16 protein-coding genes are annotated in these 23,668 nt (G+C 72.5%); 9 read left to right on the forward strand and 7 right to left on the reverse strand.

All coding sequences use genetic code 11. The annotated features are described in order from the left end of the window. Window positions 1-12: 12 nt before the first annotated feature. The 5 genes from AB0J21_RS01195 to AB0J21_RS01215 all read right to left on the reverse strand — a co-directional run bounded on the left by AB0J21_RS01195 (window position 13) and on the right by AB0J21_RS01215 (window position 7,551). On the reverse strand, window positions 13-840 hold the full coding sequence (locus AB0J21_RS01195) for a carbohydrate ABC transporter permease (RefSeq protein WP_363143649.1): 828 nt from the start codon (window positions 838-840) through the stop codon (window positions 13-15). Continuing rightward, window positions 837-1,787, reverse strand: coding sequence for a sugar ABC transporter permease (locus AB0J21_RS01200; protein ID WP_363143650.1), 951 nt, complete (start codon window positions 1,785-1,787; stop codon window positions 837-839). The genes AB0J21_RS01195 and AB0J21_RS01200 overlap by 4 nt, the downstream gene beginning before the upstream one ends. Window positions 1,788-1,874: 87 nt before the next feature. After that, a complete protein-coding gene (locus AB0J21_RS01205) occupies window positions 1,875-3,161 on the reverse strand; it encodes a sugar ABC transporter substrate-binding protein (protein ID WP_363143651.1) in 1,287 nt (428 codons plus the stop codon). 480 nt (window positions 3,162-3,641) lie between these two features. Continuing rightward, window positions 3,642-5,132 (reverse strand): MFS transporter, encoded by a 1,491-nt coding sequence (locus AB0J21_RS01210; protein ID WP_363143652.1) that lies wholly within the window; start codon window positions 5,130-5,132, stop codon window positions 3,642-3,644. 652 nt (window positions 5,133-5,784) lie between these two features. Continuing rightward, window positions 5,785-7,551: a hypothetical protein gene (locus tag AB0J21_RS01215; protein WP_363143653.1), complete on the reverse strand. Its 1,767-nt coding sequence runs from the start codon at window positions 7,549-7,551 to the stop codon at window positions 5,785-5,787. A gap of 207 nt (window positions 7,552-7,758) precedes the next feature. Between AB0J21_RS01215 and AB0J21_RS01220 the strand changes: the two genes are divergently transcribed. After that, window positions 7,759-11,271, forward strand: a complete 3,513-nt coding sequence (locus tag AB0J21_RS01220) for a family 78 glycoside hydrolase catalytic domain (protein ID WP_363143654.1) — start codon at window positions 7,759-7,761, stop codon at window positions 11,269-11,271. 73 nt (window positions 11,272-11,344) lie between these two features. Further along, window positions 11,345-12,646 carry a trehalase family glycosidase gene (locus AB0J21_RS01225; RefSeq protein ID WP_363143655.1) on the forward strand — a complete coding sequence of 434 codons (1,302 nt, stop codon included), beginning with the start codon at window positions 11,345-11,347 and terminating at the stop codon, window positions 12,644-12,646. Between the two features lie 110 nt (window positions 12,647-12,756). On the opposite strand, the gene AB0J21_RS01230 is transcribed toward AB0J21_RS01225, so the two are convergent. Further along, the gene (locus AB0J21_RS01230) at window positions 12,757-14,373 is read right to left on the reverse strand and encodes a hypothetical protein (protein ID WP_363143656.1); all 1,617 of its coding nucleotides are present in this window, start codon (window positions 14,371-14,373) and stop codon (window positions 12,757-12,759) included. Between the two features lie 737 nt (window positions 14,374-15,110). Between AB0J21_RS01230 and AB0J21_RS01235 the strand changes: the two genes are divergently transcribed. Then, window positions 15,111-16,160 (forward strand): hypothetical protein, encoded by a 1,050-nt coding sequence (locus AB0J21_RS01235; RefSeq protein ID WP_363143657.1) that lies wholly within the window; start codon window positions 15,111-15,113, stop codon window positions 16,158-16,160. Between the two features lie 257 nt (window positions 16,161-16,417). After that, the gene (locus AB0J21_RS01240; RefSeq protein ID WP_363143658.1) at window positions 16,418-19,012 is read left to right on the forward strand and encodes a glycoside hydrolase family 3 C-terminal domain-containing protein; all 2,595 of its coding nucleotides are present in this window, start codon (window positions 16,418-16,420) and stop codon (window positions 19,010-19,012) included. Window positions 19,013-19,060: 48 nt separating this feature from the next. Here the strand turns inward: AB0J21_RS01240 and AB0J21_RS01245 are convergent, their stop codons facing one another. Beyond that, window positions 19,061-19,651 carry an AAA family ATPase gene (locus AB0J21_RS01245; protein ID WP_363143659.1) on the reverse strand — a complete coding sequence of 197 codons (591 nt, stop codon included), beginning with the start codon at window positions 19,649-19,651 and terminating at the stop codon, window positions 19,061-19,063. A gap of 340 nt (window positions 19,652-19,991) precedes the next feature. Between AB0J21_RS01245 and AB0J21_RS01250 the strand changes: the two genes are divergently transcribed. The 5 genes from AB0J21_RS01250 (at window position 19,992) to AB0J21_RS01270 (ending at window position 23,638) form a co-directional block, all read left to right on the forward strand. Beyond that, window positions 19,992-20,606 (forward strand): GNAT family N-acetyltransferase, encoded by a 615-nt coding sequence (locus AB0J21_RS01250; RefSeq protein ID WP_363143660.1) that lies wholly within the window; start codon window positions 19,992-19,994, stop codon window positions 20,604-20,606. An 863-nt stretch (window positions 20,607-21,469) separates the two neighbouring features. Beyond that, the gene (locus AB0J21_RS01255) at window positions 21,470-22,006 is read left to right on the forward strand and encodes an NUDIX hydrolase family protein (protein WP_363143661.1); all 537 of its coding nucleotides are present in this window, start codon (window positions 21,470-21,472) and stop codon (window positions 22,004-22,006) included. Between the two features lie 476 nt (window positions 22,007-22,482). Beyond that, window positions 22,483-22,893, forward strand: a complete 411-nt coding sequence (locus tag AB0J21_RS01260) for a phage holin family protein (protein WP_363143662.1) — start codon at window positions 22,483-22,485, stop codon at window positions 22,891-22,893. Then, complete coding sequence (locus tag AB0J21_RS01265) at window positions 22,893-23,375, forward strand: DUF3618 domain-containing protein (RefSeq protein ID WP_363143663.1); 483 nt, start codon at window positions 22,893-22,895, stop codon at window positions 23,373-23,375. Before AB0J21_RS01260 ends, AB0J21_RS01265 begins: the two co-directional genes overlap by 1 nt. Next, the gene (locus AB0J21_RS01270; protein WP_363143664.1) at window positions 23,372-23,638 is read left to right on the forward strand and encodes a DUF4235 domain-containing protein; all 267 of its coding nucleotides are present in this window, start codon (window positions 23,372-23,374) and stop codon (window positions 23,636-23,638) included. Before AB0J21_RS01265 ends, AB0J21_RS01270 begins: the two co-directional genes overlap by 4 nt. Window positions 23,639-23,668: the final 30 nt, after the last annotated feature.

A 23,668-nucleotide genomic window follows, 5' to 3' on the forward strand; every position in this document is an offset into this window, starting at 1 on the left:
CGGTGGTGGGGGTTACTCGGTGCCCGTCCCCACGACCCCCTTGATGTACCAGCGCTGGAACAGCACGAAGATCAGCAGCACGGGCAGCATGCTGATCACGGCGGCGGCCATGCCGACGCTCGGCGACATGAGGTTGTACTGCCCCCGGGCCAGCGGTGCGAGCGCCACGGTCATCACCATGTGCTCCCGGTCCGGGGCGATGACCTGAGGCCAGATGTAGGTGTTCCACGCGGTGAGGAAACTGATGGAGCAGTACGCGGCCAGGGCGGGCTTCGCGAGGGGCAGCGCGATCTGTACGAGCACCCGGCCCCAGCCCGCGCCGTCCAGCTTCGCCGCCTCGATCAGCCCCGCGGGCAGGGTGCCGAAGAACTGCCGGAACAGCAGCATCGCGAAGGCCGTCTGCCCGACGACGGGGAGGATCATCCCCGGGTACGTGCCCACCAGCCCCATCTGGTTGGTGATGATGTACAGCGGGATCAGCGTCATGTTGGTCGGCACGAACATCGGGATGACGATCACCGCCATCAGGACCCCGGCCCAGCGGAACGGGATCTTCGCCAGGGCGAAGCCGGCCGGGACCGCGATGACCAGCTGGACGAGGACGATCCCGATGCTGAAGATGAACGAGTTGGCGATGACCCGCGCCGACAGGAAGTGGTACGCCTCGACGTAGTTGTGCCAGACCACGTGCGGCGGCACCAGGTGCGGTGGATACGAGCGGATGTCCGAGGCGGACATCAGCGAGGCGGACAGCAGGTAGAAGAGCGGCAGCGCCATGATCAGACCGCATACGACGATCAGGGCGTAACGGCCGGCCGTCGACCGTGTCTTCGTGGTCACGCGGACCTCCTGAATATCCGGGCCCCGACCTTGAACACCAGGACGGCCAAGCCGATGATCACCAACTGGAACAGGCAGAGCGCACTGGCGTAGCCCATGTCCGAGTTCCCGAAGGCGGTCTTGTACGCGTAGAGCGCCAGGGTCTGCGTGTGGTCGAGCGGACCACCGTCGGTCATGATCAGCGAGACCTCGAAGGAGTTGCTCATGTAGTTGATCACCTGGAGCGTCGCCACCATGATCGTGGTGGAGCGCACGTTGGGCCAGGTGATGCTCCACAACTGCCGCCAGCGGCCGGCCCCGTCGAGCGCGGCGGCGGCGTAGATGTCGTCCGGTATCCGTTGCAGGCCCGCGAGGTAGAGGATCATCACGAGGGGCAGCGCGAGCCAGATCATCATCACGGTCATCGCCGGCAGCGCCCAGGTGGTGCTGGACAGCCAGGCCGGCCCGTCGATCCCCACCCAGCCGAGGATCCGGTTGGCCACTCCCGAGCGCGGGTCGTACATGTAGGACCACAGCACCGCGGCGACCGCCGAGGAGGCCACCATCGGGGCGAAGTAGAGGATGCGCAGGGCCCCGATGCCGCGCATGCGGCTGTTGATCACGACGGCGAGCACGAAGCCGCACAGGATCGTGGGGATGACACCGAGTACGACGAACTCGACGGTGGTCCAGAGCGAGGACCACATGGCCGAGTCCTGGAGCAGGCGCGTGAAGTTGTCGCCGCCCACCCACTGCGGAGTGCCGAACAGGTCCCACTTGAAGAAACTGAGTCCCAGCCCGACGAGTGCGGGCAGGATGACGAACAGGCCGAACCCGACCATGCTGGGGGTCAGGAAGATCGCCGCGGCCAGCGCGTCACGGCGTCGCTGCCTGTTGCGCGGGCGCGTGACCACGGCGGTCGACGGAGCTTCCCGCTCCACCGGCTTCTTGTCCAATGCCGAAACCATTACTGCACCATTCTGTATGCACCAGCCGCTTCGAGCGGCTGTGTCCCGGGACGGCCGGCGGCCGGCCGCCCCGGGACACGCCGACGACTACTCACTCGACTGCAGAGCCTCGTTGACGGCCTTCTCGGCATCCTGGAAGGCGGCGGCCACGGAACGGTGCTCGATCTCCACCTGCTGCACGGCCTTCTTGATGCTGTCCGTCAGGACCTTCTGCGCGGCGGCCGGGAGCGCGGGGAGCAGGTAGGCGTCCTTGGCGGCGCCCGCGAACACCTCGACGTTCTTCGGCGGGGCCGGAAGCTCACGCCAACTGCCCTTGCTCAGGCCCTGTTCGGTCGGCGGGACGACCTGTCCGGTGGCCTGGGCGAGCTTCATGCCGCCGTCGTTCTTGTAGAACCAGGCCAGGAACGCCCAGGCCGCTTCCTTGTTCTTGCTGGTCTTGCCGATCGACAGACCGTAGGAACCGCCGCCGACCGTGGCCTTGCCGTTGACCTTCGGCATGCTCTGGACGTCCCAGTCGTCCTTGAGGGACTGCTTCATGGTGGGCACCGTCGCGCGCACCGAGAAGGCCATCGCCGACTGGCGGGTGTCGAACTTGGGCAGACTGCCCGGGTCGGCCGCGTACTTGGGGCCCGTCTTCCCGAACGCGTCGAGCATCATGGTCCAGGCCTTGATCGCCTCGGGCTGTCCGATGCCGGACTTGTGCGTCTTCGGGTTGTAGACGTAACCGCCGTACGCGTTGATCACCGGGTTGTAGACGGACCCCTGGTCGCCGACGCCCAGCGGCGGGAAGAGTCCGGCGAACTTGCCGCCGGAGTTCTTCTGGATCTTCTCGGCGACCCGGTACAGGTCGTCCCAGGTCCAGTCGGCCTTGGGGTACTCGGTGACGCCCGCCTGCTTGAAGAGCGTCTTGTTGTAGAACAGCGTCGTGGAGTCGGCGCTGACCGGCAGCCCGGTCACCTGCTCGGGGTGGTTGACCGGCCGGTACTGGCCGAGGAACTGCGGGATGAAGTCGCTGCCCTTCAGCCCGTCCTTGCCCTCCTTGAGCCACTGCGCCATGTCCATCGTGACGTTGCCGTTGGCGAGCTGGTTGGCCGCGTAGTCGACGTTCATCAGGACGTCGGGGAGCTTGTTGCCCAGGCGCTGGGTGGACAGCTGCTGGACGTACTGGGTCGAGTCGTCGGGCAGGGACTCGACCGTGACCTTGCGCCCGGGGAACTTCTTCTCGTAACCGGCGGCGTACTTCTTGAACTGCGGGACCAGACCGTTCTGCACCGACAGGACGATCTTGCTCCCGTCGACGCCGCCGCCCCCGCCTCCGGAGGAGCTGCCGCACGCGCAGGTCAGCGTGAGCAGTCCCGCGCCGGCCAGCGCCATCAGTGACTGTCTCCCCCGGAGTCCTCTTCTTGTGGCCATCTCGCTGATCCTCTCTGATTCGCTGACGGGCGACCCGCCGCCCAACGGGCCCGGGAGGGCAGGCAGCGCATTCCGGCCCTCGCGCCGGGGACCGTGCCCGCGCGGAGGCGGTGACAGCCGACTCCTCGGCCGTACGGGGTGGTTGACAGACCCTTGGCCGACCCATAAATGAAAGCTTTCACTGAAGATGGGCCATTGTTTCGCCACTGTCAACAGTTTTCGGCCGAAAACCCCGGGGCAACGCCGCGGACACCCGCAGAACGGCACCGCAGAGGCCGGAAACCGGCGTTCGGCGCCCTTGCGGCCCGCCCTCCCGCACACACCGGCGCGGGCCGCCGCGCATGGAGGCGCGCGGCGGCCCGCGTCTTCGAAAGGGTTGAATTGTTTCAAGCAGGTCACGGGGAGGGGCTTCGTCGTCCCCTGCCCTGAGCACCGGGCTCCTCAGGTGGCGGCGTCGCAGTCGTCGGGCCTGGCCGAGTGCTGCCCGGAGGTGACGGGCGTGACGGGGACGAGCGGGATGCGCCGTGCGAGGAACGCCGCGACGACGGCGAGCGCGGCTCCCACGGGAAGGGCGAGGGCCACCTGGTCCACGACGGCCGAGGCCCGTTCCGCTGTCGACGTCGCCCCCGCTGTGGCGGTGAGCGCGGCGGCGATCCCGGTCAGGGCCGCCAGGCCGATCGAGGAACCGCTCTGCCCCGAGGCGGTGATCAGTCCGCCCGCGAGGCCCGACTGGTGCGGCGGCAGCGAGCGGCTCGCGGCCGAGGTGAGGGTGATCACCGCGATGCTGCTGCCCACGGCCAGCACCAACTGGAGCGGGATCAGCGCCGCGAAGGGCACCTCCGCCTTCATGCACACGGCCAGTCCGAGCTGGGCGACGGCGGTCAGTACCGGGCCTGCCGTACGGCACGAGCGTATCCCCCACCTGCTGACCAGGCGGGGGATGCGCCGGGCGGTGACGACCCCGGCGACCGTGGCCGGCAGCATCAACGCGGCCGTCGCCAGCGGGGAGAGCCCGGAGACCTCCTGCGCGTACAGGGTGGAGTAGTAACCGGTCGCGGCGGTACCGGCCAGCAGCGCGGCGGCCGCGCCGTTGGTGTACGCGACGTGGCCGTTGCGCAGCAGACGCAGCGGCAGCAGCGGATGCCGCACCCGCCGTTCGACCAGGACGAACGCGGTCAGCCCGGCCACCGCGACGACGCCCGCGGGCACGCTGCGCGTCACCTGCTGCGCGCCGCCGTCCGCGGTCGCGGCCAGGTTGAGGCTCGCGAAGCCCAGGAGGAACAGCAGGACTCCCGGGACGTCCAGTTGGGACCTTCGGCGCAGATTCGGGGCCTGCGCGGCGGGCGGCAGCCCGAGCCCCCTGCTGCCGAGGAAGAGAGGGGGAGCGATCAGTACGTTGATGAGCAGCACCCAGCGCCAGCCCAGTGTCTGCGTCAGCACCCCGCCGAGGAGGGCCGAGGCCGAGGCGCCCACGGAGGCGGCGATGCTCCACACCCCGATGGCGCGTTCCCGCTCCGTGCCCGCCGCCGTGGCGCCGGTGAGCAGCGCCAGGCTCGCCGGGGAGAGCAGCGCGCCCCCGACCCCCTGGAGCCCGCGGCACAGCAGCAGCACGTCGAGGGAGGGGGCGAGTCCCGCGCCGAGGCTCGCCACGGCGAACAGGCCCAGCCCGGTACGCAGCGCCGTGACCGACCCGAACAGGTCGGAGATCCGCCCGCCGAGGAGCAGGCAGCCGGCGAAGGGCAGTGCGTAGGCGTTCATCACCCACGGCAGCATGCCGGTGCTGATGTGCAGATCGCCGGCCATCCAGGGCAGGGCGATCGCGAGGACGGCGGTGTCGAGCACCACCATGGTCTGGGTCGTCGCGGCCACCGCCACGGCACGCCGGGCCGAGGCGGCGGGCGCGGGGGCGGCGGCCGCTCGCGGCCGGCTCATCGGCGCGTTCCGGCGGCCGTCCCGGTGTACGCGGCGCCCGTTCTCGCGGGCACGGTGTGCCGTACCGGCCGGTGACGCTCACGCGGGTGCCGCCCGCGTGGTTCGCCGCCGGCCCCGGGCGCGGACCGGCTGGCCGGCCCGGTGTCCCGGGCGCGGGTTCCCGCCCTCGTCCCGCGGTGGTGCCGGAAGAGGGGACCGGGAGCGGAGTGTCCGGCTCCCGGGTCGTTGATCGTGCCCACTGGCGAAAACCCCTGCTGTCCTGAGTGGATGACGGTGGAGGCCGGTCACCTGCCCGGCCGGGGTGACGGACGCGGCGCCGGGGGAGATCCACCGGTGTCCGGTGCCCTGGCCCACGGGCGGGCGCAGTCCGTCCCCTTTTTTGAAAGCATTCACCATCTTGGGAGTCGCACAGGGAGTCGTCAAGGCGCGTTTCCGGCGCGCCGGAACGGGCGGCCGGAACGTGACGGAAACCTTCGGGGATCAGCGTTCGGCTTGCCGGATCGGCAAGAGCCCGGCGGCACCCGCGCCTCGGCGGATCACTCACCGGCACAGCCGCGAGGGCCACCTCGGCCGGCGTAGGCCAAGAGTGGGTAATGAAACGTTACATTCTCTCGGAGCGGCTGGTCGTACGCGTGGGGCACCTGGCCCCGGACTATCGGGGGTCGAACACCACCCGCGCCCGGTAGCCGCTCACCGCCGCGCCGGTGCGGGCGAAGACCTCACGGACGGGGGACAGCCCGAGCAGGCCACCACCCGCCCGGTAGTGCGCGCACGCAGGGTCCACCGGCTCGATGTCGCAGGGCAGCACCGGCCCCGCCTCCGCCCCGGTTTCCCCACCGGCCTCCAGCGGCTCGGCGCCCAGCAGCAGCGTCCCGTGCCACAAGGACACGGGGCCGTCCTGCCCCGCCACCGGACGGACCCGCGTGCCCACCGGGAACTCCACGGCGTACCGGTCCCCCGCCACGGGTACCTTCACCAGTCGGCCGGGGGCCGAATTCCCTCCTGCCGGAATGCCGTTGACGGTCGTCGTGACCCGGCGCGGGTCGGCCCACGACGGCAGGAAGAAGCTGAGGCACAGCGGACCGGTCAGTGTGGACTCCAGCACCTCCAGCTCGGTCCGGCCGCCCACGGGCCAGGTGGTCCGCTGCCGGAGCACCAGGGAGCCGCCGGGCAGGACGAGGCGGGTGTCCCCGTCGTGGTAGAGATCGACACTCAGCACGTCGACGGCGCCCCGCTCCCCCGCGCCGTCACCGAGACGGGCCCGCACACCCGCATCCGCACCCGCACCCGCACCCGCACCCGCACCCGCACCCGCACCGACCAGGCTGTATCCGCGCTCGTGGAGTTCGGCCAGGCCGACGGCCCCGCGCATCGTGCAGCACCACGCGGCGTCGGGGTGGACGTTGGTGAGCCAGGGCTGTGCGGGGCCGGTGACGGAGTCGAGGCCGAAGCCGCCGTCCGGCTTCTGCGCGTGGCCGAGGCCGTTGTGCTCGATCGCGTGGGCGTCCTCCAGGTAGCGCGGCTCACGCGTGGTCCGCCACAGCCCCAGGGCGAGGATCACCGAGTCGGTCACGGCGCAGGGCTCGGTCCAGGAGTCGGCGCGGCCGAACCAGTTCCAGGTCGCGTAGTGGGCGGTGCGGCCGTGCGCGCCGTACAGGTCGTAGAGCCTGCGGGCGGTGGCGAGGGCGGTGGCCGAGCCGGTCAGCTCGTGGAAGGCGTGCAGGCAGCGGGCCGCGGTCAGGGTGGCGTGCAGTTGCGCCCGGGAGGCCAGCGGGTCGTCCCGGTCCACGAGGAGCGCCAGCGCCTCCACGGCGTCCGCGAGTTCCTGGTCCCGCGTGGCGGCGTACGCGGCCACCAGGCCCTCCAGGGCGATGAAGACGCAGTAGGTGTCGGAGGACAGCAGCCAGCCGCCCTCGCGGCCCACGACCGTGCCGGACGCCTCGCCCTCGGTGTCGTCGCCGGGCCGGCGGCGCGGGTAGTCCGGCAGCCGAGAGGCGGCGGGCAGGAACAGCCCGCGGACGATGCCCAGGGCGAGGTCCTTCGAGCGGTCCTGGCCGGTCAGCCGGTGGTGGGCGAGCAGTCCGGAGACCAGCCAGCCGTGTCCGGCCAGTTGCTGCTCGTCGACGGCCTCGCGGTGCACGGGGCCGAGGTGTCCCCGGGCGTTGAGCCGGCCGGGCAGCGCGTCCACCAGCTCCTGCAACTGCCGCGGCTGCTCACCGGTGACGGCGGCCAGGCGGCTGAGGGCCAGGACCAGTCGCCCCGGGTAGTCGCCCGGCCAGGTCCCCGTCACCCCGTCCTCCAGTACGGGGTCCGCGTCGTAGTCCGCCTGCTGGAGGCGGCGCAGGGACGCCGCGAGGCGCGGATCGAGGTCCTCGCCGGGGAGAACCGTGGCGAAGGGGACGGGGGACGAGGGGATCATGCGGGTGTTTCCTCTCGGTGGGAGGGCGACTGCCCCACAGCGGCGGCACGCGCCGGCCGCCCCGGTGGTCGCGGGTCCTGCGGCACCGCGTGTCCGGGGCGGACTTCGCTGGCCGGGGTTTACACGGCAGGTCCGGCGTGATGACATAGCGCCCGAATGAATCGATTCAGATTCTGTCAGAGCCGCCGACGGAGGACAACCACCGCGATGTCCGCGCACCCCACGACCGAGCTGTCCGAGCCCGACGTCTCCCCCGCCCCCCGCGAGCTGCGGGCCGATGACCAGTCGCCCACCACGGCCACCGCCGACCGCTTCGTCGCGGTCCTCACCTCCCTTACCCCCACCCTCAGTTGGGTCGTCCCCCTGGTCCGGCGCGGGCAGCTCCAGCGCGCCTACCAGGTGCGGGCCTGGATTCCGGGCGCGGGCGGGGGCCGGGAGGACCGGGAGCTGTGGGACTCGGGGCGCGTCGAGGGCGACAGCGGGGTGCACGTGCCCTGGACCGGCGCGCCGCTGCCGCCCCTGGTCTCGGCCCGCTGGGCGGTCCGGGTGTGGGACGAGACGGACCGGGTGTCCGGCTGGTCGGCACCCGGCGCGCTGGAGACGGGGCCGGCCGACGAGGACTGGGACGCCAGGTGGCTGGAGGTCCCGGCGCGGCACGCGGCCCGCCGGGTCCTCACCCTTCCGCACGCGCCCCGGCGCGCGCGGCTGTACTTCACGGCCCAGGGGCTCGTGCGCGTGCACGTGAACGGGCGTCCGGTCAACCCGGACTCCTGCGATCCCTCACGGACCGAGCAGCACGTCGCCCTGTACCGCTGCTACGACGTCACCGATCTGCTGGGGGCGGGCGACAACGCGATCACCCTGATCACCGGGACCGGGAAGCGCCGCGATCACGACAGCCCGCCGCGGGTGCTCGCCACCCTGGTGGGCGAACTGTCGGACGGCGGCGGCTTCCGTGCCGGTACGGGAGCGGGCTGGCGGTACGGCCCGACCCCGGTGGTCGCCGAGGAGAACCACTACCTCGAACACCACGACGCCACGGTCGGTGACGGCTGGGACACGGTCGCCTTCGACGACGCGGCGTGGCGGCCGTGCGCGATGGTGGAGCCGGCCGGACTGCCGAGCGTGCTGCCGGACCCGGGGCCCGCGCTGCGCGTGGTGCGCGAGCGGGAGGCCGTGGAGATCGGGCGTCCGGCGCCCGGCGTGCGGGTGTACGACGTCGGGGAGAACCTGGCCGGCCGCAGCGAGCTGACCCTGCACGGGGTGCCCGCCGGAACCGTCCTGGAGGCCGTCCACGGCGAGCTGCTCGACGCGGCGGGCCGTGTCTGCACGACGAACATCCGGCTGCCGAGCGACGTGGAACGCGAGCGGCAGGTGTTCCGCTGCACGGCGGGTGGTCGCGAGGGTGAGCGGGCCGGTGTGTGGTTCGCCTTCCACGGGTTCCGGTACGTCGAGGTGCGTGGCGTACCCGAGGCGGCGCGGGTGGGCGTCACCGGCCGCGCCCTGCACAGCGACGTTCCACGGATCGGCACCGTGCGGGCCGACGACCCGCTGGTGGAACAGATGGTGGACGCGGCGGTGCGCACGCAGTGGAACAACCTGCACGCGCTGCCCGAGGACTGCCCGACCCGCGAGCAGCAGGGCTGGACGGGCGACGCCTCGGTGTCGGCCGCGGCGGCCGTCTCGCACCTGGACATGGCGGGCGTCTACCGCAAGTGGCTGCGGGACATCAGGGCGGGGCAGCGCGCGGACGGGGCGGTGCCGGCCATCGTGCCGCAGCTGGAGGAGGCGGCCGCCGCTCCCGACCCGGTGTGGGGTTCGGCCTACAACGTGATCGTCCGTGAGCACTACCTGCGCTACGGCGATCTCGCGGTCGTGCACGAGCACATCGGCGCGCTGCGGCGCTGGGCGGACCACCAGCTCGGTCTGGTGGGGCCGCAGGGGCTGGTGACCGAGGTCGAGCTGTCGTACGGCTTCGACTGGCTCGCGCTGCGGCAGACCCCGCCGGTGCTGCTCCAGACCTGCGCGGTGATCGCCTCGCTGCGCGATCTGGCCGATCTGGAGGCGGCGATCGGCGAGGACGCGCAGGCTGTCCGGCGCAGGGCCGAGGCGGACCGGCTCGTGGCGGCGGCCCGCCGTCTGCTGCGGGACCCGGTGACCGGGCGGTGGGCCAACGGGACACAGGCCGCCGCGGCGCTCGCCCTCGCCTGCGGGCTGGCCGAGAGCGCGGCACAGGAGGCGGGGCTGCTCGCGGAACTCGCCGCCGCGGTGCACGACGGCGGGGACCGGGTGACCTCGGGTTTCTCCGCCACGCAGTCGCTGGTGCGGGCCCTGGGCGGGGGTCCGGTGCGGCCGGGCGCGGACAGCGCCGTGTGGCGTCCCGGTGCGGGGGCGGCGCTGCTCGCCGCCCTGCACCAGCCGCGGTCGCCCGGCATCGGCGCGATGCTCGCCCAGGGCCCGGGCACGCTGTGGGAGTGCTGGTGGATCGACGCGAAGAACACCGGGACGGGCTCGCTGGACCACATCGGCATGGGGGCCCCGTTCGCGGAGTGGGTGTGGCGGCGCCTGGTGGGGATCGAGCCCGATCTCTCGGGCCCCGGGTTCGCCCGGTTCACGGTCGCTCCGCGTCCGGTGCCGGGACTGAACCGGGTGAGCGGCGAGGTGCGGACCGTGCGGGGCACCGTCGCGGTGGCGTGGGAGCGCACCGGTGCGGGGCCTCAGCGCGGGCTCGCGCTGTCGGTGACCGTTCCGGTGGGTTCCGAGGCCGTGATCCGGGTGCCCGGCGGGGCGCACGGCCCGGTCCTGGCAGACGGGCTGGTGCTCGGTGAGCGGCCGCATCCGCAGCTGCGGGTGCTGGGCCGCGACGGCGAGGACCTGCTGGTCGGAGCCCCCGCGGGTTCCTACGCCCTGGAGAGCGCGGCGGACGGCGACGAGCGGGCGCCGCTGCTGGGCGCGGCGCCGGCCGCGCGGCCGGGCGAGCCGGTGCGGGTGCCGCTGGTGGCGGGCACCACTCCCGGGGACGTGCGGGCGCTGATCGGCGCGGGCTGGTCCGCCGAGGCGGTCGCGGGCGGCGGGGAGCCGGGTGCGGCGCCCAGTGTGCTGGTCACGGCGCCCGTGGACGCCGCGCCGGACGCCACGGCGCGGCTGGAGGTCGGGTACGGCGAACGGCGCGCGGAGCGTGTCCTGCGGGTGGAGACCGGGGCGAGCTGGTTGTCCGACGGTACCGGCGCCGAGGGCTGGCGGGCGGTGTCCGGCGGCGCCTCGCTCCAGGTGCTCGACACCCCCGAGTGCCGTCCGGTCTTCCACGAGCCGGTGTCCGGCGCGGTGCTGCTGGTGGGCGGGGAGCCGTGCGACCCGCGGCAGTCGCGTACCGTGCGGCTGGATCTGCCGCGGCCGGCGGATCTGCGGGCCGCGCGCTACGCGTACGCCCATGTCGACCAGTGCGTGCCGGCCCCGGCGGACTCCCTGATGGGCCGGGCGGTGCTGCGCCTGATAGCCGCCGACGGCTCGGTCCGGGAGGGGTACCTGAACCGCCCGCTGCCGGCCGGCTGGAACCGGGTGACGGTCGATCTGGCGGACGGCCCCGAAGCGTGGGAGGGGCAGGGCTCGGTGGTCGCGATCGAGGTCGCCGTACACCACCCCGACGCCGGGGGCGTGCCGTTCCCGGTGAGCTTCTTCCTCGGCCGGGTGGGCTGGACCTCCGCCCCGCGCACGTGGTGAGGCCCGCGGCTCCCGCAGTATCCGGCCGCCGTGGTGGCCGGCCCCGCTTCCGTACGATCCGAAGGGTCACCTCATGACCGACTCCCCCCTGGCCGACGGCCTCCTGACCGACGCCGAGGGCCGACGGGGCTGGCAGCGCCTCGACGAGCAGGTCCGCGCGTGGTGGGACGAGGACCTCGTCACCGCTCACGAGGAGGAGGTGCGCGCCGACTCCAACGCCCTCTACCTTCCGGAGCCCTACGCCTCGGGCGGTGGGCGGGTGGGTCCGCCGTGGTACCGGTCGATGTTCGCCTGGGACACGTGGTTCAGCAACCTGGCCCTGCTCCAGCACGGGCGGACCGACCTCGTCCGCAACCACGCGGTCGACTACCTGTCGATGGTGGAGCGCTTCGGCTTCATGCCGAACGCCAACCAGCTGGCGCTGTGCACCCGTTCGCAGACACCGGTGTTCCCCGACGGAATCCTGCGGTACGTGCGGGCCGTGGGCGACACCGCGCTGCTGCACCGCGCCTATCCGGCTCTGGTCGCCGAGTACACGGACTACTGGGGCGCCGCTCACCACTCGACCCCTTGCGGTCTGGCGACCAACGCCGACCTCGGGGACCCGTCGCTGGACCCGCGGCTGGCCGCCGAGGCGGAGACGGGGCTGGACTGGACGCCGATCTACGACGGGGACGTTCGCCGTGTCGCGCCGCTGATCACCAACTGCGCGCTGGTCCGTTACGCCGAGGTCCTCGCCGAACTCGCGGACCTGCTCGGCGAGGAGGAGGACGCTCAGAGGTGGCGCGCCGAGGCCGGGCGGCGGGCGGCGCTCATCCGTGAGCTGTGCTGGGACGAGGAGGCCGGCTTCTTCTTCGACTACGACCACGTGGCGGGCCGCAGGCTCCCGCACTGGAGTCTGTGCGGCTTCTGGCCGCTGTGGGCGGGGGTCGCCACCCCGGAACAGGCCGAGCGGGCGGCGCTCGCTCTGGACCGCTTCCGCCACCCGCACGGTCTGACCACGACCGACCGTGCCCTGCCCAGTCCGCACGCGGGCATGGGCGAGGGCGACGTGCAGTGGATGTACCCGGCGGGCTGGGCACCACTGATCGTCGTCGCCGTGTGGGGGCTGGACCGGTACGGACTGCACGAGGCGGGGCTGGACGCCGCGGAGGGCTTCGTCCGGCTGATGGTGCGCCACTTCGAGGAGACCGGCGAACTCTACGAGAAGTACAACGTGGTGACGGGCGGCCTGGAGCTGCCGAACGAGCGGTACGGCACGATCAGGCTGCACGGCTGGACCTCGGCCGCGGCCGTCCTCCTGGGGCGCCGCGTGTTCGAGGGCACGCCCCTGGACCGGCTCGTGGCCCTGGGGCAGGAGGGCACGGCGGTCTGAGCACCGCAGCACGCGCGTCGGCCGCCCGGGACGACATCTCCCGGGCGGCCGGCTCGCGTTGACGCGGTGATCAGTGGATCAGGGTGGTCAGTGGATCAAGGGGCAGTGGCTCACGGGTAGCGCACGTCGAGGCGGACGTCGGGGAACTCGGCCCCGGCGCGGTACTGGTCCACCAGGTCCCGCGTCAGGTCCAGGTAGTAGTAGCCCCAGCCGTCGGAGGCCTTGCCCTTGAGCTTGGTCACCTTGGTGGGCTCGATGTCGTTGCTGGCGCTCACGCTGAACTGGTCGGGGGCGCCGAACTCGTTCCACGCGGTGATCTGGAGGAACTCCGGCTCCCAGTCGAAGGCACCGGTGAACTGCGAGAGATAGGTGGCGCCGTGCTCGCGCGAGTCGGCGTCCCAGGTGTCGTAGCTGCCGGGGCCGTGGTTGCCGGCGCTCGCGGGCACCACGACGATCTGCTCGGCCCGCTGCTGGAAGACCCGGTCCACGCCGGTCCAGCCCAGGTTCGCGGGGAAGTCGTTGTTGTTGACGATCTCGAACACGACCTTGCGTCCCTTGAGGTCACGCACGTTCCACTGGCGCACGTGGAAGCCCGTCGGTTCGCCGGGCGGGGAGGCGTGCCGGAGCACCTCGCCCGTGGTGGCGTCGGACAGCAGGAAGACGTTGCGGCCGTCCAGGCTCGGGATCTTGTCGTACGCGGCCATGTCCGTGCCGATGGCGTTGAAGGCGACGACCGGTTCCGTGATGGTGAAGGGCGGGCTGGTGAGCCGTCCCTTGGCCTGGTCCTCCCCTTCGGCGGGGCGGATGGAGACGCAGCGCACCTCGACCTGGTTGTCGAAGGACGGGCCGGTGGGCACCTTGTCGATCTTCCAGGGGCCCTCGACCTTCCAGCCGTCCAGGGTGTCCCCGCCGAACCGGAAGTCGGCGACGACCTTCTCCGGGCCGTTGGCGAAGGTCGTACGGTCCTTCCAGCTCCACTGGCCACCGGGGTTGAGGACGATCTCCCGGAAGGCGCCCTGCCAGCGGAGGGTGAAGGCGTCGTCGTGCCAGTCCGGAGGCATGTTCACGCTCGCACCGGTGAAGACGCTCAGCAGCGGCTTGCCCTCGTGCTGCAACCACAGATCGGGATACTTGGCGATCCGCTTCTTGACCTCCTCGATCTGTTCGAGGAAGTGCGGTGTGCCCGCCTTGCCGTCGTCCATGCCGAGCAGCAGCGTCACCTGCGGACGCTTCCTGAGCTTGGCGTACACCGCCAGGAGCGCGTCCGTACCCTTGATGATCTGGGCGGCGGTGTCATTGGTCCAGTTGCCGCCGAGGTTGTTCGACCAGTCCAGCAGCAGGTAGTCCATCCCCGCCCAGTTCAGCCACTCGGCGTGCTGCTTGATGACCTTCTCGTCGAGGGAGTTGTAGTGGCCGAGGACCGGGGTGGCCTCCGGGGTCTGCCACTGGCTCACCCCGGGCATGAACCAGGTCTGGTATCCCATGCCGATCTTGGTCTGCCTGCGCGCTCCGGTCGCACGCTCCCGGCCCCGCGCGGCCGTCCTCGTGGTGCGCACGCGACCGCTCCCGCCCGGCACGGACGACGACGCGGCCTCGGCGGGGGCGGCGGCAAGTCCCGTGGCGGCGACGGCGGCGACAGCACCTGAGCCGGCCAGCAGACCGCGCCGGCTCAGTCCGGCGGAAGCCGAGGTACCGGCGGGCAGCCCGGTCGAGTGTGGTTCTCGCATGGACAAAAGTCCTCCTGCGGTGAAGGCATGGCGACGCCTACCGGATCACTCGGGCCTGAGCGGCTCGGCAAGCGGCGGTCGAATGAAAGGATTCAGCGCACTATGGCGCGCCCCGGCACGCCGGTCAAGGGCTCGGGCGACACCTCTCGGCCGGGACCTCGCCCGCACGCGTCGCCACCCGGCCCCCGGGCGGTCCGGTCAACACGGCTGCCGCGCGGCGCGGTTGCCGCCCGATCGACCGGCGCCGCCACGGACCACACCGCCCCAGCGCCCCGACCCCCTTTTTCGGACCGCGCACTTGCGTCCGGAAGGGGGCAAGTGGGTTCCACCGCCCAGCAGTCGAGCCGCTCCCCGGCCACCGCCCGGCCGACGCGCGGAGCCGCCGGACCGGGCCGGACGGTGCGCGGAAACCGGGCGGGGAGCCCCTTCGGCCCGGCGCGTGGCACTCCACAGCCCGGGCCGCGAGGAAGGCCGCGCACGACTCTGGACACCGATCCGTACGCGTGTTGTAGTCCCTGGGGGTGAATCCTTTCACGTTGGAGGGGACAGCCCGCCTCCCCGCCCTGGCGGCCCGAAGGACGCCTCGGGCCGCGCACATCCACGGAGCCGCACCCCTCCGCAGCCCCCCACCCGGAGTCGTGCGACTGCGGGGCCGCATCCCTCCGTGACCGTGCGGCCGTGAAGTCACACACCCACGCGGAGTCGTACCCCCTCGGAGACACACACCTGGAGTTCGCATGAACGCCTTACCCTCCCCCCGCAGACGAACCGTCATCACCGGTGCGGTGGCGGCGGCCGCCGGCGCCCTGGGCCTTCCGTTGACTCTCGGCAGCGGCCGGGCCGCCGCCACCGAGGACCGGCTGGTCGGCATCGCCTACTCCCCCTGGTTCCCGCCGACCACCTGGTCGAGCAACGGTGGCTGCACCTGGGGCACCCCCCAGCTGGGGCCCTACGACTCGTCCGACCCGGCCGTCATCCGGCAGCACGGCGAATGGCTGGCCGGCGCCGGGGTCGACTTTCTCCTGATCGACTGGTCCAACAACATCGATTACCCGGCGGACCCGGGGCGGACCGACATCAAGGCCATCGAGGACGCCACGGCCGCCGTCTTCGCCACCTTCGCGCACATGCCCTCGCCGCCGAGGCTCGCGATCCTGATCGGCACCTCGCACGCCGCCGACTACACCAACGGACGCATCCAGGCCAAGGCGGACCAGGTCTACCGCGATTTCGTCAGCGACCCGGTACGCGGGCCGCTCTACCAGACCTTCCGGGACAAGCCCCTGCTCGTCGACTACGCCGGGACCCCCGCCCTGTTTCCCGACGGACCGCCCCCGTGGGACGACCAGCGGTTCACCGTGCGGCACATGACCGGCTTCGTCTCGGACCAGCCGAGCCTTCTGGACGGCCGGGTGAGCAAGTACGGCTACTGGTCGTGGGAGGACCGCGGCGAGCAGACCTACCCGGTGGTGGACGGCGTCCCCGAGGCCATGGTGGTCAACGCTGCGGTGCGCGGGGATCCGGACGGCTGGGTCAGCGAGAACAAGCGCGAGGGGCGCGAGGGCGGGCGCACCTTCGTCAGCAAGTGGGACCGGGCGGTCGCCGTCGGACCGCGCGTCGTGCTGGTGCAGTCCTTCAACGAGTGGACCGGCTGCCCGGAGAAACCGGGAGAGGAGATGTCCCCCGAGTTCAGCAACGACATCGAGCCCAGCGTCGAACTCGGCACTCTCTATCTGGACCTCCTGGGACAGCAGGTGGCCCGCTTCAAGGGGTCGGGCGACGCCTGACGCGCCCCGGGGGAAACCGGCTGCGGAACCTTGACAGTTCCGCAGCCGGACCTCTAGCGTGTCCGTGTCTGAATCGTTTCATGCACCCTGTCCTGCGCACCCGGCGAGGCGGGCGGGACGCGGCTCGCACCATCGCGAACGGCCCGTGGTCCTTCCCGGTGTCCCGCCCCTGCCCCGTACCCGGCCGCACCGGGTCGAGGGAGCCGTCCGGGGTGACGCCCCGGCACCGCCACCGAAGTCCACGAGGAGTCAGCACCATGCACCAGGACAGGGACCTCGCCCTCGCCACCGGGAGCGCCCCACGGCCCTCCACCGAGTCCCAGGACCGGAACCGGGGACGGACCGGCGACGACCATGGACGGGTCGGCGACGACCGGGGCCGGGAACAGCAGCAGGCCCTGGTGCGGGAGAAGGTCGTCGAGGCCGCCCTCGCCGTACTCGACCTGGACACCAAGACGCGGCTGCTGGCCGGGCAGGACCTGTGGTCGCTGCCCGCGCTTCCCGAGATCGGCCTGGAGTCCCTGGTCGTGTCCGACGGCCCGGTCGGTGTGCGCGGTTCCGGCTGGAGCGCCGACAACCCGTCGATCGCCCTGCCCTCGCCGACCGCGCTCTCCGCGACCTGGGACCCGGACCTCGCCCGCCGCGCCGGACGACTGCTCGCCCAGGAGGCCCGCCGCAAGGGCGTGCACGTCCTGCTCGCGCCGACCGTCAACCTGCACCGCTCACCGCTGGGCGGCCGGCACTTCGAGACCTACAGCGAGGACCCGTACCTCACCGGGGCGATCGGCACCGGCTACGTCCAGGGCGTGCAGTCCGGCGGCGTCGGCACCACCGTCAAGCACTTCGTGGGCAACGACGCCGAGACCGACCGCTTCACCGTCGACAACCGCATCGCCCCACGCCCCCTGCGCGAGCTCTACCTCGCCCCCTTCGAGACCATCGTCAAGAACGCCCACCCCTGGGGCATCATGACCGCCTACAACACGGTCAACGGCGCCACGATGACCGAGCACCGCTACCTCGTCAACGAGGTGCTGCGCGGCGAGTGGGACTTCGACGGCGTGAACGTCTCGGACTGGCTGGCCGCCCGCTCCACCCTCGGCGGCATCGAGGGCGGACTGGACCTCGCGATGCCGGGGCCGGACACCGTCTACGGAGAGGCGCTGGCCAAGGCCGTGCGGGACGGCGCGGTCGAGGAGGCGAAAGTCGACCAGGCCGTGCGCCGCGTCCTGCTGCTCGCGGCCCGTCTGGGGCTGCTCGCGGGCGCGGAGCCGGTGGCCGGACGGCTTCCGGCCGAGGTGGACGGGGCGGCCCTGGTCCGCGAGATCGCGCGGCGCGGCTTCGTCCTCGTCCGCAACGAGCCCGTGTCCGGCGGGCTTCCCGCACTCCCGCTGTCCCTCTCCGCGGGCGGCCGGGTCGCCCTGCTGGGGGCGGCCGCACGGGACGCCCGGGTCCTGGGCGGCGGATCGGCGACCGTCTTCCCCGAGCACACCGTCTCCCCGCTCGACGGCCTCGCGGCAGCTCTCCCCGAGGGGGCCCTCAGCTATGCGGTGGGCGCCGACCCTAGCGACGAACTGGCGGCTGCCGACAAGGGGTTCACCCTGCGGGCGGTGTGCCGTGACGCGGACGGCGGCCTGCTCACCGAGACGCCGCTGCCCAACGGGCACCTTCAGTGGAGCGCCGACGACCTGCCGGCCGGCGTCACCCGGGAGTCGCTGCACAGCGTCGAGATCGTCGGCACCTTCGTTCCCCGGGAGAGCGGCCCGCACCCCTTCGGCACCCGGGGCGCCGGAAGGTTCAGGCTCACCGTCGGGGACGAACTCCTCTACGACGGCGAGGAGCCGGCCGGTGAGTCCACGGACGCCTTCGGCCCGGCCTTCGGCGCTCCCGTGGAACGCGGCACGCCCGTACTGACCGAGGGCGAGCCGGTCGAGGTGTCGCTGCTGTACACCCTGCCCGAGGAGTCCGCCGCGCCGCTGTTCGGCGTGATCTTCACCCTCGTGCACCTCGGCCCGCGCAGGGACGCCGAGGAGCTGATCGCCGAGGCGGTGTCCCTCGCGCGCGAGGCGGACGCCGCGATCGTGGTCGTCGCCACGACCGAACGCGTCGAGTCCGAGGGCTTCGACCGCCGCGACCTGCGGCTGCCCGGGCGCCAGGACGACCTGGTGCGCGCGGTGGCCGCCGTGAACCCGCACACCGTCGTGGTGGTCAACTCCGGTTCCCCGGTGGAGCTTCCGTGGCGTGACGAGGTGGCCGCCGTCCTGCTCAGCTGGTTCCCCGGGCAGGAGGGTGGGGCCGCGCTCGCCGACGTCCTGCTCGGCGCCGAGGAGCCGGGGGGACGACTCCCGACCACGTGGGGCGAACTCCGCCTGGCCCCGGTCACCGAGGTGACCCCGACGGACGGCCGACTCCATTACGAGGAGGGCGTGTTCATCGGCTACCGGGCCTGGGAGAGGGCGGGAGCGGTCCCCTCGTACCCCTTCGGCCACGGACTGGGGTACACCGAGTGGACGTACGAGGCGGTCCAGGTGGAGGAGGGGACCGTCAGCGTCGACATCCGCAACTCGGGCCGGCGCGCGGGGCGTGAGGTCGTCCAGGTGTATCTCGCCCCCACGGACGGCGAGGGAGCGTCCGGCGCGGGGGAGGCCCGCCCCGCGAGGTGGCTGGCCGGTTTCGCGAACGTCGAGGCCGCGCCGGGCGAGACGGTGCGGGTGACGGTGCCTCTTCCCGGGCGCGCCTTCGAGATCTGGGACGAGACCCGGGATCGCTGGCGCCACGTCGCGGGCCGCTACGAGGTGCAGGTCGGGCGCTCCGTCACCGATCGCCGGCTCAGCGCCTTCCTCACCGTGTAGGGGCACCGGGGGGACCGGCGGCCTGCGCACCGGCGGGACGCCCCGCCGTCACCGCGTCGGCCCGGGGGCCGGCTCCGGTGAGGTGGGAGCCGCAGCGGCGAGGCGGGCGGCCGCGGCGCGAACCGCGCCGGTCCGCCGGGTCAGCGGGCCGGCCGGAACGTCGATGAGCCGGTATCCGAACGTCCGATAGCTCTGCTCGTGGACGCGCTCGAACTCCAGTGACTCCCGGAAGCTGATGCGTCGCGCCGCGCTGGGTTCGCAGAACCCCAGATTGCGGACGAAGAAGACGTCCCGTTCGTAGACCGCCTCCCTGGCGATCCGGTCGAGCTCGGACACGAGCGCCGGGGAGTGCGGCAGTTTCAGGTACACGGCCAGCGCGTGTGTGCAGACCGGTGACCTGTCGAAGAACTGGACACCGTCGGCCGGGACGGGTGCCTCCCGTTGCCGTCGGCGCTGTACGGCGACGATGTCGTCGAGGAACGAGGCCCGGGTCCACGGCTCGGCCTCGCCGTGCTCCTGCGCCTGGGCGATGACGGTGGTCGCCGCCTCCTCGACCGTGCTGTGGCCGAGCTGTGCCAGGCCACGAAGGATCGACGTCTTACCGGCGCCCGGTGTGCCGGTGAGGATGTAGCGTCGCATGATCATGGTCCTCCGTGACGGGGTGACGTGATGGACTGACGTGGCGGGGCGGGTACGGGAGACGTCCGGTGTCCGGCCGCCCGGGATGTCCCGACTCCCCAGCGGCGAAGGGCGCGCCGGGTGCCGAGCGGCGGGGAGGGAGACGAGGGCGGGGCTGGCCGGCCCATCGGCACGCGGCACCGGCGTCGTGGATCGTGAGCCCGTCGAAGCTCCCGCCGATCAGGGCCGGGTGCAGGGTGCCACCGAGGGACGGGGTTCCGGGCGGATGTGCCCCGTCGGCCCTGACCCTACGCCGAAACATGCTTGTGGGACCGCTCCCACGCCCCTCATAATCCCCGCCATGACATCAACGGCGACTCTTCGTCCCTATCGGCCCGAGGATCAGCAAGCACTTTTCGACATCTGCGTGCGGACCGCGCACGAGGGCGGTGACTCGCGGGCGATCTACCCGGACCTGGAGCTGCTGCCCAACATCTTCGCGGCGCCCTACGCCGTCCTCGAACCCGATCTGGCCTTCGTGGTGGAGGACGAGGGACGGGCGGTCGGCTACGTCCTGGGGACCGCCGACACCGCGTCGTTCGTCTCCCGTTTCCGCACGGAGTGGCTGCCGGGGGTGTCCACGCGCTATCCCGCCCTCGCGGGCCCGCCGACCACCCCGACCGAGGTGATGGTCGACCTGATGCACCGCCCGGAACGGATGCTGGTGCCCGAGCTGTCGGAGTACCCGGCGCACCTCCACATCGACCTGCTGCCCACGCACCAGCGCAGTGGGCACGGACGGCAGTTGATACGGGCGTTCCTCGACGCCCTGCACCGGAAGGGGGTGGCGGCCGTGCATCTGGGCATGGTCACCAGCAACACTCCGGCCCGCGCCTTCTACGACCGGCTCGGCTTCCACGAGATCCCGGTCCCGGACCCGGGCCCGCTGACCTACCTCGGGCGCGGAACCGCCTGAGCACCCGGCCACCTCCACGACTTCCTTCACATCGCGCCCGGGGCCGGGCGGGCGCCCCATCGCGTCCCTTGCCGGGCGGACCGGAGCGCCCCGGCCTGCGTATCCCTGTCCTGCGGGATGGGAACTGGGCTCGTCGCGCGGGGAGTTCGGGCCCCTTGCCCTGGAGCCCTTCCCGGTGCGGAGGCTCTGCCCTGCGGATGCCACTCACCCGCCCGCTACCCGCCGGCGCAGGCGGCTGAGCACCCGAGGAGCGCCCCAGGTAGCTGGTGCCCGGAGGGTCGCCCCACGAGTCCGGGCGCGGGACGTGCGGCTTCCCCCACGCTCTCCGAACGCCCGGGCTGCCTCCCGGCCCACGAGATCCGCGTCGAGCGGGTCACTTCCCCGCAGCTCGCGGTGGTGCGCTTCCACGGGCGCGGCGAGGCCTGGGCCACCGGCACGAAGGAGGACAAGTTCCGTCACTCGCACAGCGGGAGGAACTGTCCGAATGGACCTCGCGCATCCGCATGATGGGCCGGCAGGCGCGGGAGGTGCACGTGCCGGGAAACACCGCGTCGCGCGGTGGCGGTGGCGGTGGCGGTGGCGGTGGCGGTGGCGGTGGCGGTGGAATCGGTGGCGGGCGAGACGAGTGGCTTGTCTGCGAGGCCGGTCCGCCGAGTCCGGACGGCTCGTTCAGCCGGCCCGAAGAGTGACCGGGGGAAGGCACTTCATGTACCGATGTACCGGCGTCAATCGGAGGGCACGGACGGTTGCGCCACGCGCTGCCGCTGTCCCAGGGCGCTGCCGCGCCGCCGGGGGCACGGCGGGGGGCCGTCAGTTCCGCGGTGCTACAGCGGGGGGCAGCTCCCTGAAAGTATGATCAAGCAATGTCTGACATGACCGAAACCACGCCCGGTTGGCTGTCGGCCGACGAACTCGAATCGGCGCGCGCCCGTATGCCGATCCTCTACGTCGAGGCCGTACCGGTGCGCGTCGACGACAGTGGTGAAGTCACCAGCGTCGGCCTGTTGCTGCGCATCGGCCCCGACGGAACGGTCAGCCGGACGCTGGTCTCCGGCCGGGTACTGCACCACGAACGGGTCCGCGACGCGCTGCTGCGCCACCTGGAGAAGGACCTCGGCCCGGTGGCCCTCCCCCGGGTCCCCGCCTCCCTGCAGCCGTTCACGGTCGCGGAGTACTTCCCGACGCAGGGCGTCACCCCCTTCCACGATCCGCGTCAGCACGCGGTGTCCCTGGCGTACGTCGTCCCGGTGGCCGGCGACTGCCGGCCGCGCCAGGACGCCCTCGACCTGGTCTGGTTCAGTCCGGAGGACGCCTTGTCCCCGGCTCTGCGCAGCGAGATGCCGGGCGGCCACGGCGTCCTGCTCAAGCAGGCCCTGGCGCACGTGGGACGCGTGAGCTGAGGGCGGAACCGACCGGGTCGACCACCTGAGTTCTCCGGCCGGGTCGCCGGTGCGGGCCCTCGCGGGCTTCCCTCGCGAGGGCCTTCGCCATGCCGGGACGCGCCGGGGGCGGGACGGAACCTCCCGCGCTCCTGTCCGCGCCGGGTCACGCATGGGCGCGGTCGAGGTGGCAACCCGCAGGACATGGAGCGAGGCGGGACCGCGACCGCGGCAAGCGGTGAGCGCAACGCGTGCGTGGGGCACGTGCGCGGGGACGGCCGCTGCCGGGCCGATGCCGCGGCGTCCCGCGCAAAGCGTTTCCGCGCCGGGTGGGTGACGGGGCGGTTGCCGGGTACCCCGGCAGGAGAACGGCGTGCGTGCCCGACGAGGAGCTTGCGTCGCCGTGGCGCGCTGCGGTGGAGCGGCCGACCGTCCCGCGGCGGGCGCCTCGGCCCGGTGGACGATTCCGACGGATCGAGGAAGAAAGTGATCGCGCCATGAGCACAACAGAGCGGCGAGCCCCGGCCGACGACGACTCGGTGGGCGTGCTGGTCTCGCGGGCGTCACAGCAGATGTCCGAGCTGGTACGCGACGAGATGCGGCTGGCCCGGGCCGAGATGGCCCAGAAGGGCAAACGCTTCGGCAAGGGCGGCGGTCTCTTCGGCACCGCGGGTCTGCTGGGCGTCCTGACGGCCCAGGCTCTGGTGGCGACCTGCGTCGCCGCTCTCGCTCTGGCCCTGCCGGTGTGGGCGGCGGCTCTCATCGTCACGGCGGTGCTGGCCGTGGCGACCTCGGTGGCCGCCCTGGCCGGAAAGAAGCAGATCGCCGAGGGCGGCACCCCCGCCCCTGAACAGACCATCGACAGCGTCAAGGCCGATCTGGCCGAGATCAAGGAGAGGGCACACTGATGAGCGACGAATCCCGGACCAACATCGGTAATCCCACCCCCGAGGCCCCCACCCCGGAGGAGCTGCGCGAGCAGGTCGAGAGCACGCGCGACGAACTCGGGCAGACCGTCGAAGCGCTGGCCGCCAAGGCCGACGTCAAGGCGCAGGCGCAGGAGAGGACGGCCGCGGTGAAGGCACAGGTGACCGAGAAGGCCTCCGTGGTCTCCGGGCAGATTCGTGACAAGGCCGAGCAGGCACAGCGTGTGGTGCAGGACCGGACACCGGATCCCGTCCTGGAGCGGACGGCGCGGACCGCCGCCCAGGTGCGGGACACGGCGGCCCGGGCGGGACGGTACGCGGCGGACAAGACGCCCGATCCACTGCTGCGGAAGGCCGGCCAGGCCGCTGGTGTCGCGCGTGCCAACCGGACGCCGCTCCTCGCGGGAGGGGCGGCGCTCCTCGTCTTCCTGCTCGTGCGTCGCGGCCGCGGAGGCCGCCGATGAAGGCGGTCAAGATCGCCTACAAGCCGGTCGGGATGGTTCTCGGCGCCGTCAGCGGCCTGATCGCGGGCGCCGTGTTCAAGCAGACGTGGAAGGTCGTCGAGGGCGACGACGACGCTCCCGACGCCACGGACGAGGACCGCTCCTGGCGGCAGATCCTGCTGGCCGCGGCCATCCAGGGCGCGATCTACGCGGTCGTCAAGGCCGCGGTCGACCGTTCGGGCGCCGTCGCCACGCGGCGCCTGACCGGCACCTGGCCGGGCTGACCCGCCGCGATCCCACCACTCCCCCGGCCC

The sequence above is a fragment of the Streptomyces sp. NPDC049954 genome (assembly GCF_040656295.1).
Taxonomy (GTDB): domain Bacteria; phylum Actinomycetota; class Actinomycetes; order Streptomycetales; family Streptomycetaceae; genus Streptomyces.